Here is a 6922-nt window from a genome sequence, read left to right on the forward strand (position 1 = left end):
AGCACTCCTAGAATTCAAGATAAGGAAATGCTATCAGAACATTTTCAACTATTTATCAACTTGGATCCCAAAACTTGCCGTAACACTCCCGCCGCCTTGAGGTCCATTTTCGATCTGTAGGCTCCCTGCATGTTTTTCGCAAAACACCTTGCAAATGTAAAGGCCCAGCCCGCGATGTTCAGTCGCATCCCACACCTCGCCACGGTAAAAAGGGAGCACAGCCTTGTGCAGGGCTTCATCTGAGAAACCATGCCCGTCGTCTGAGACGGTAATTTTCATAAAGCTTTTCTGAATGTCATAGTGAACGTTCACTTGACTGGCAGCGTATCGAACCCCGTTGGCCACCATATTTTCGAAAATTTGCATGACGATATAGGAGTCCACGTTGATAGCGGCATTATCATATTCCATGGATGACACGAAGGTTTTGCCGATTTGCCTTGCGATTTGTTCGGCGCTGCCGTTTAGTAGAGTTGTCAACGAGATTATATCCGTCAGCTGGCGATGTACTGGGACGTCCTCCAGTTTCTGAATCGAGTTCATAGCCTCCGCATAGCTCTCCAGACGCACGATGTGAAGGTTCATGGTATGGATTAGATCCAGCACCTTTTCTTCTGACAATTTTTTCTCGGGCAGATAGGCGGCGAGAAGCTCGGTGTTTCCTTTCAACACTGACAGCGGCGTTCTCAGGTCATGAGCGAAAATTGCATTGATTTTTTTGCGCTCTTCAACTGAACGCCAGAGTGACCTTACGTTTTTCTCCAATGTTGAGCGCATGTTTTCAAATGTCGCGATCAGCTCGCCCATCTCGTCCCGGCTGTCATAGGAAATGCGGAAGTCTAGATCGTTAGCCGAAATTTTCTCGGAGGCTTGCTTCAATAGATCCAGCGGATGTTTTAGTTTCCATCTGTAAAATAGAATGGCCATGGTGACAATTCCGGTTGCCACGGTTAGCATCACCGCCGCGACGAGAGAGGGAAGCGCCCAATCCGATTCTCCGAAACGCAACCGTAGCTTTTCCGCCCAGGTGAACTCCAGAGTTATGACGGCAAGCACGGCAATAAGCGTGACTACGCATAACAGAATAAAAGATTGCCGTAAGGTAAATCGCTTGAGCAGCAGTCCATTCATGAGCTTGGCCATTTGTATCCTACTCCCCAAACGGTCTCGATTCGGTCATCACAGCCGTGTTCCTTTAATTTAGAGCGAATTCGCCGGATATGTTCTGCGATTACACTTGCGTCGCCTTGGTTGTTCAACCCCCAAATTTTTTCGTACATGCGTTCCTTTTCGAACACGATATTGGGATGAGTGGACAGCAACTCGATAATGTCGAACTCTTTTTTGGCCAGTGGAATTTGCTTATCTAGGTAATAGAGCTCCCGGGCTGTGTAGTCAATGACCAAATCATTGTTAAACCTTACCGAGGATTTGGTGTGAATTCGCTGCTCCCTACGCAAATGCGCTTCGACTCTGGCCCCCAGCTCGTGAATGCTGAATGGTTTCAGGATATAGTCATCGCCTCCGGCCCGAAATCCGGCTATTTTATCGGTATCTTCAATTCTAGCCGTTAAAAATAAAATTGGGCACGATACAAAGTCTCGGATCTTCTCGCATAATTGAAGGCCGTTCTGATCAGGCATGTTAATATCTAGCAAAACAAGATCGGGTTGTTGTTCCACTTTCCGCAGCGCTTCTCTGCTGTCCTTTGCCGTTAGGACGGAATATCCGTTGATTTCAAAATAATCGGACAGCAACTTTCGAAGATCTACTTCATCGTCGACAATCAGTATTTTATGCATCAATGCTCAGTCTCCCGTATCCAAATATTTAACTCAGCATAGCAAAGATCTACAAAAATTAAAATCGCCATCTAATTGTGGGATCTAAACAAATGGAGAGGACGTTGGGATACCGATATTCTAGCGGCAGGTACGAACCCTTTTTAGATTATTTAGCAGAGTATTAGTGACGCAGTAATAAGGGTAGAGAAGAGATAAATATTGGATAGATAGTGAAAAATCCAATTATTGAATCTTTTGGATTAGCTCTTGTGAGGGGAAAATACTCCCCCACTTAAGTCGCTTAGATAGCGGCTGGTTTTTGTTTTATCGATACATTTTTTTGTACGGGTCAAAAACAACAGCTTGTAACGATTAGATAAGTATTCAATTGCTATTTACCTTTTCTTCATTAAGCTAACGGGCAGAATAACGCAACGAACAGAGGTTGCCCTGCGTCTAATAGCTTGTTGGAAAAAAATGAGAGGAGTTGAATGAGAAAGATGACAGCATCATTTTCACATAAGCCCGAAGGATACGAATGTCCATTTTGTCGTGTTTGGGGTATCGAGGAACCTAATCAGGGAACAAAACAAAGGGATATCATCTATCAGAATGAAAAGGTAACGGCATTTATAGCGAGCAAATGGTGGCCAAACAATAAAGGACATGTTCTTGTTATTCCTAATCAACATTTCGAAAACATCTTTGAACTCCCTGCGGATTACGCTGTTGAAATTCACCGCGCGGCTCAGCTTACAGCATTTGCAATGAAAAGTACATATGGATGTGATGGGATTTCTACGCGCCAACATAATGAGCCTGCTGGCAATCAAGACGTGTGGCATTATCATCTCCATGTTTACCCTAGATATGTGAATGATCAACTTTATCTGTCAAAGGGTTCTCAATCCGATCCAGATGAACGCTCTTTCTATGCTGATAAGTTGCGTTCTTGGATAAAGGAAAACATTTAAGATCTAGGAGGAGCGAATGATAACCCAAGTAGAACCTGAGATTACGCGGGCTCTACTAGAGTAAAATTAGGTTCTCTCATTAAGCTCCCTCAATATGATTTAGTTTTCTCACTCAAACTCATGAATTCGCAGGATCTCGTCCTGTAGTTAGAACGGGAAGACAATGTGCGATGAGGAAATGTTTTCAATGAGTTGATTTTGTTTATCCTGGGCTTTAAACTTCATAGTAGAGCGACCTCCTAGATGATGGGCTTTTTGAGGCTATGACCTCGTGTGCAACCCCATCGTACCGAGGCGCTCGTTTTTTTACAAAGACCAAATTATTTATTTTACAGGAATTCTAACGGGAAACGATAGTTCAACCTCAACATAACGGCAGCTGACCACGACTGGCTTCCGTTTTTCATTGATGTAACGAGCAGGTTAGTTCAATTAAAACTGCATTCAACTCATCATTTTGGGAAAAATAAAATATCCCAACTACGAGGTGTTTGCATTTGATAAAGTTATTTTTGACGTTTGTTTTAGCTGTTGGGTTAACTTCGCTAATCGTAACTCCAACTTCTGGAAAGGAAAATACTCCAGTAATAGACATAACTCAATTTTCGCTAATGCAGGAGGCATTGATAATCGAGTTGCATCCTAAAATAATGAGCACTCTTCGTAAAAAGTATCACGACAACTTTTTGTTCGCGAACGCCCATGTGTTGCCGATCAAAGGTTCGGATAACATTGAGTTTGAATCATTTTGGAAATGACAGTAATGAAAGGAGAGCAGCCAGAAAAAGTTCAAATGACGTTTCGACGAGATGGTCTTAATGGCTATAAGGTAGCTCTTTTTAATGTTATTACATACTAAGAAACATGATTTAACTAATGGGAAACGATGGTCAAGTGACTTGGAAATATGGTAAGCAGAAAGAAAAAGAGGAAGTAGAGGCGTTGCGTTTTGGTATTAGGAATGGACTTACTCTGATTGACACTGCCGAAGAATATGGGAATGGAGGAGCAGAGAAAATTGTTGGTCAAGCCATCCATGGTATTAGAAATGATGTTTTTCTTGTGACTAAAGTCTCTGCAAAAAATTATTCTTACAAAGGTGTCCTCAGAGCGGCAGAGGCAAGTTTATGAGGAATTTCATCAATATGGCCCCCTTTATGAAGTATATTCAAGCTGTTAATGGACTACTCTTAAGGTTAAATATTATCTTATGAGGGAGGTCATCGTTTCTTGAAATTTGAACTAGGACGTTGCTTACTAAATGAACGATTGATGGAATCCGGAAAGTCAGCGGAATGGCTGGCAAAAGAATTGCTTTTTAAACCGGAACGAGTTTACGACTTTATTGAAAACAAAAGAGTGATGCCACTCAAAATTGCCATATCGATCGCCGATTCCATCGGTTGTGATGTTCGTGCCTTGTATGAATTAATTCCGAATGATAATGAAGTAATGGGAGATTAATGGAATAAGTGGTAGGTTGCATTAAGGCTACAAATTTGATTCATTAAGCTAACGGGCAGGTTAGTTCAATCGTGTTCGACAGTACCTTTTAGAAATTCACAAAGGCAGGAAAGTACGGGAATTATGTGGAATAAATATACAACTTTATCTTATTTGGAGGTTGTAAAATGGCGTTCCCGACACATATTGTATCTGCAGGCGGAATTGTAGAAGATGGAACTGGAAATATCCTTTTAGTAAAAGCCCATGACGATGGTTGGGTGTATCCTGGTGGGATCACTGAAGTTGGAGAAAACCTGATTGATGGTGTGATTCGTGAAATTAAAGAGGAAAGTGGAATAGACGCCACGGTTAGCCATTTAATTAGTGTTGTTTCAAATACAGCAATCCATAAGTGGTATGACGGTGTGACTGATGTCCCTACCAAGGTCATGTTTGATTTCGTGTGTAAAGCTGTGGGTGGAGATTTAGCTACTTCTAATGAAACGAGCGAATGCAGATGGGTTCCAAAGGAAAATGTTCTGGATTTGATTACTTTACCTGGAATCCGCATGCGTTATGAAGCTTATTTGAACTTTAACGGCTCTGTGAATTATATGGAGTATGTCACTGCGTCAACGACAGAATTTAATATCAAGCTTCAAAGGAGTGTTTAGTTGTACGAGGGATGGTGTATTGAACTAACGGGAAACGAGAAAAAATGAGGAGGCAACAAATATATAATGGTCAATGACCTATACCGAAAACTTGGTCCTTTCTTTTTGAAGAAAAATCTAGTTCAGTTAGCATCTCAGTTTTTTATTTCAGCGATAATCGGAGTTATATATGCATTTATGATCATTGATGAAACAATAGGTGGATATATTAATAAAGTATTACCGAGTAAGAATGGACCGGATCTTCATCAATATTTGCCCATTGTGATCACTGTGTTAATTTACTCGTGCTTTATTCAAAAAAAACAAAGAATTTTTCTGGAAAAAATCTCATTCAGTTGTCTTCATATTCTCATTGCAATACTAAGCTTTATTTCTACTCTTATCGTTATAATGATGGTTCAATTCCGAATGATGTAACTAATAGAATATTACGTTAACGGGAAAGGTTAGTTTAATTCTTACGTCGAATAAATCTACTATTTGAGCGGGGGCCAAGTATACTAAAGGGTAGAATACCCAGAAGCTTAGGAGGAGTAGGAAGATGATTCGGGGTGTAATTATCGAAGGGATGTCTACTGTAGGAAAAACATCATTATTTTCTGCTATAAAGAGATTACATAGTCAAACACAGAATAGTGAAAAAACTATAATTGCAATAAGTGAACACTATTCACAAGTATTGCATTCATGCCAAGGTATTTTAAGATCAATGGATAAGGATGAACATATTTCACTTCTAAATCGACATGTTGATTATCTTGAACAACAATACGATTGGATTAACTCTCTTGGTCATTCAAAACCATCAAAAGGTATATTCTTTCTTTTAGAGAGGTTTCATGTAAATCATAGAGCTGCATTTAAAGCCTCTCCTGAGATTGAGTTGCTTGAGAAACGTCTATCCAGGATGAATGCACATTGTGTACTCTTAACCTTGTCCCAGGATGCTGTTGAGCCTAGGTTTATTGAAAGTCGCGGTGAAGCTTGGAAGTCATATGTGATGGGAAAGTCTACTGCTACTCAAGTATGTGAAGCGTTTTTAGATAATCAAGAAAAACTTCGAATGGCTACGAAACAATCATTGATTCCAACTTTAGAGATTGACACAGATGAAGCAGACTGGAATGTTTATGCGAAACAAGTCCTTATGGATTTACGCTAAACGATGGCGATCAACCAAGACACTACGGCATGTGGTCAGAGATCAGTTAAATCAAATGAAAAGCTTCATTGATGAAACTAACGGGAGACAGTAGGTTCAAGTAATCGATGAGACGAAGAGGGGGAATCGAAATGAAGACGATCAAGTGTATGATGGACCACATGTACTGGGCAGACGGACGTATCTTGGACGCGCTCGAAGAGAGTGAGACGAAGAACAAGGACCTTCTGAAACTCGTTCGGCATGTTGCGGTCGCGGAACGAGTATGGCTGTCCCGATTGCAGGGCAAGGACAGCGCGCAATATTCGTTGTGGGAGGAAGCAGAAGACCTGACGGCGATCCGGACGATGTTCGAAGAAAACGCCGAGCAATATCGCATCTATATCGAAGGGCTCGAGGAGTCCGAGTTGGACGAGATGATCGACTATGCGAACCAGAACGGGGTTCCGTTCCGAACGTCCGTCCGGGACATCCTGTTGCAGGTCCTCTTACATGGGCAATATCACCGGGGACAGATCAACCGGGCACTTCGGATCGAATCGGCAGAGCCTGTCCAAGTCGATTACATCACGTTCGCGAGGCTCTAACGGGGCCTAATAATCACCATTACTCGGAATGGGATCGGCATTGAACTAACGGGAAACGATAACTCAATAAAACCAAGGAGGCAGGCGATTCAACATAATCGGCTGCTTTTATTTAACTAACGGGCAGCTTAGTTGAACACCATCTCAACGTTATAAGGACGTATCTCAGTAAGTATATCTTTGCATTATAATAATTAACTCAACTTTCGCAGCTCAAATCTCCAAACAAACCCTTGATATAGCTGGGTAAACCAGAGATCCATTCTTGTAGTTGACAAAAAACGGCCGTTTT

Annotated in this window: 8 protein-coding genes; 6 read left to right on the forward strand and 2 right to left on the reverse strand. The window is 41.5% G+C overall.

Annotation, left to right across the window (positions count from 1 at the left end; genetic code table 11):
* Positions 1–48 precede the first annotated feature (48 nt).
* Entirely contained in the window at positions 49–1143 is a 1095-nt protein-coding gene (locus tag ACFVQB_RS29050) for a HAMP domain-containing sensor histidine kinase (protein WP_379447592.1), read from the reverse strand.
* The gene (locus ACFVQB_RS29055; RefSeq protein WP_379447638.1) at positions 1128–1802 is read right to left on the reverse strand and encodes a response regulator transcription factor; all 675 of its coding nucleotides are present in this window, start codon (positions 1800–1802) and stop codon (positions 1128–1130) included. Before ACFVQB_RS29055 ends, ACFVQB_RS29050 begins: the two co-directional genes overlap by 16 nt.
* A gap of 482 nt (positions 1803–2284) precedes the next feature.
* Here ACFVQB_RS29055 and ACFVQB_RS29060 point away from each other — a divergent pair, with 482 nt between their 5' ends.
* The 6 genes from ACFVQB_RS29060 (at position 2285) to ACFVQB_RS29085 (ending at position 6630) form a co-directional block, all read left to right on the forward strand.
* Entirely contained in the window at positions 2285–2758 is a 474-nt protein-coding gene (locus ACFVQB_RS29060) for an HIT family protein (protein ID WP_379447595.1), read from the forward strand.
* An 876-nt stretch (positions 2759–3634) separates the two neighbouring features.
* Positions 3635–3889, forward strand: a complete 255-nt coding sequence (locus tag ACFVQB_RS29065) for an aldo/keto reductase (protein ID WP_379447598.1) — start codon at positions 3635–3637, stop codon at positions 3887–3889.
* 99 nt (positions 3890–3988) lie between these two features.
* A complete protein-coding gene (locus ACFVQB_RS29070) occupies positions 3989–4222 on the forward strand; it encodes an XRE family transcriptional regulator (RefSeq protein WP_379447601.1) in 234 nt (77 codons plus the stop codon).
* Between the two features lie 167 nt (positions 4223–4389).
* The gene (locus tag ACFVQB_RS29075; RefSeq protein WP_379447603.1) at positions 4390–4878 is read left to right on the forward strand and encodes an NUDIX hydrolase; all 489 of its coding nucleotides are present in this window, start codon (positions 4390–4392) and stop codon (positions 4876–4878) included.
* A 544-nt stretch (positions 4879–5422) separates the two neighbouring features.
* Positions 5423–6043 (forward strand): hypothetical protein, encoded by a 621-nt coding sequence (locus tag ACFVQB_RS29080; RefSeq protein ID WP_379447606.1) that lies wholly within the window; start codon positions 5423–5425, stop codon positions 6041–6043.
* Between the two features lie 107 nt (positions 6044–6150).
* A complete protein-coding gene (locus ACFVQB_RS29085) occupies positions 6151–6630 on the forward strand; it encodes a DinB family protein (RefSeq protein ID WP_379447608.1) in 480 nt (159 codons plus the stop codon).
* Positions 6631–6922 lie beyond the last annotated feature (292 nt).

Source organism: Paenibacillus sp. NPDC057886, from assembly GCF_042796655.1.
Taxonomy (GTDB): Bacteria; Bacillota; Bacilli; order Paenibacillales; family Paenibacillaceae; genus Paenibacillus.

Bases quoted from the DNA above. Each gene is read 5' to 3' on its own strand.
- ACFVQB_RS29050 (WP_379447592.1), bottom strand. From the start codon at position 1,143: ATGGCCAAGCTCATGAATGGACTGCTGCTCAAGCGATTTACCTTACGG.
- ACFVQB_RS29065 (WP_379447598.1), top strand. From the start codon at position 3,635: ATGGGAAACGATGGTCAAGTGACTTGGAAATATGGTAAGCAGAAAGAA.
- ACFVQB_RS29060 (WP_379447595.1), top strand. From the start codon at position 2,285: ATGACAGCATCATTTTCACATAAGCCCGAAGGATACGAATGTCCATTT.
- ACFVQB_RS29085 (WP_379447608.1), top strand. From the start codon at position 6,151: ATGAGACGAAGAGGGGGAATCGAAATGAAGACGATCAAGTGTATGATG.
- ACFVQB_RS29075 (WP_379447603.1), top strand. From the start codon at position 4,390: ATGGCGTTCCCGACACATATTGTATCTGCAGGCGGAATTGTAGAAGAT.
- ACFVQB_RS29080 (WP_379447606.1), top strand. From the start codon at position 5,423: ATGATTCGGGGTGTAATTATCGAAGGGATGTCTACTGTAGGAAAAACA.
- ACFVQB_RS29055 (WP_379447638.1), bottom strand. From the start codon at position 1,802: ATGCATAAAATACTGATTGTCGACGATGAAGTAGATCTTCGAAAGTTG.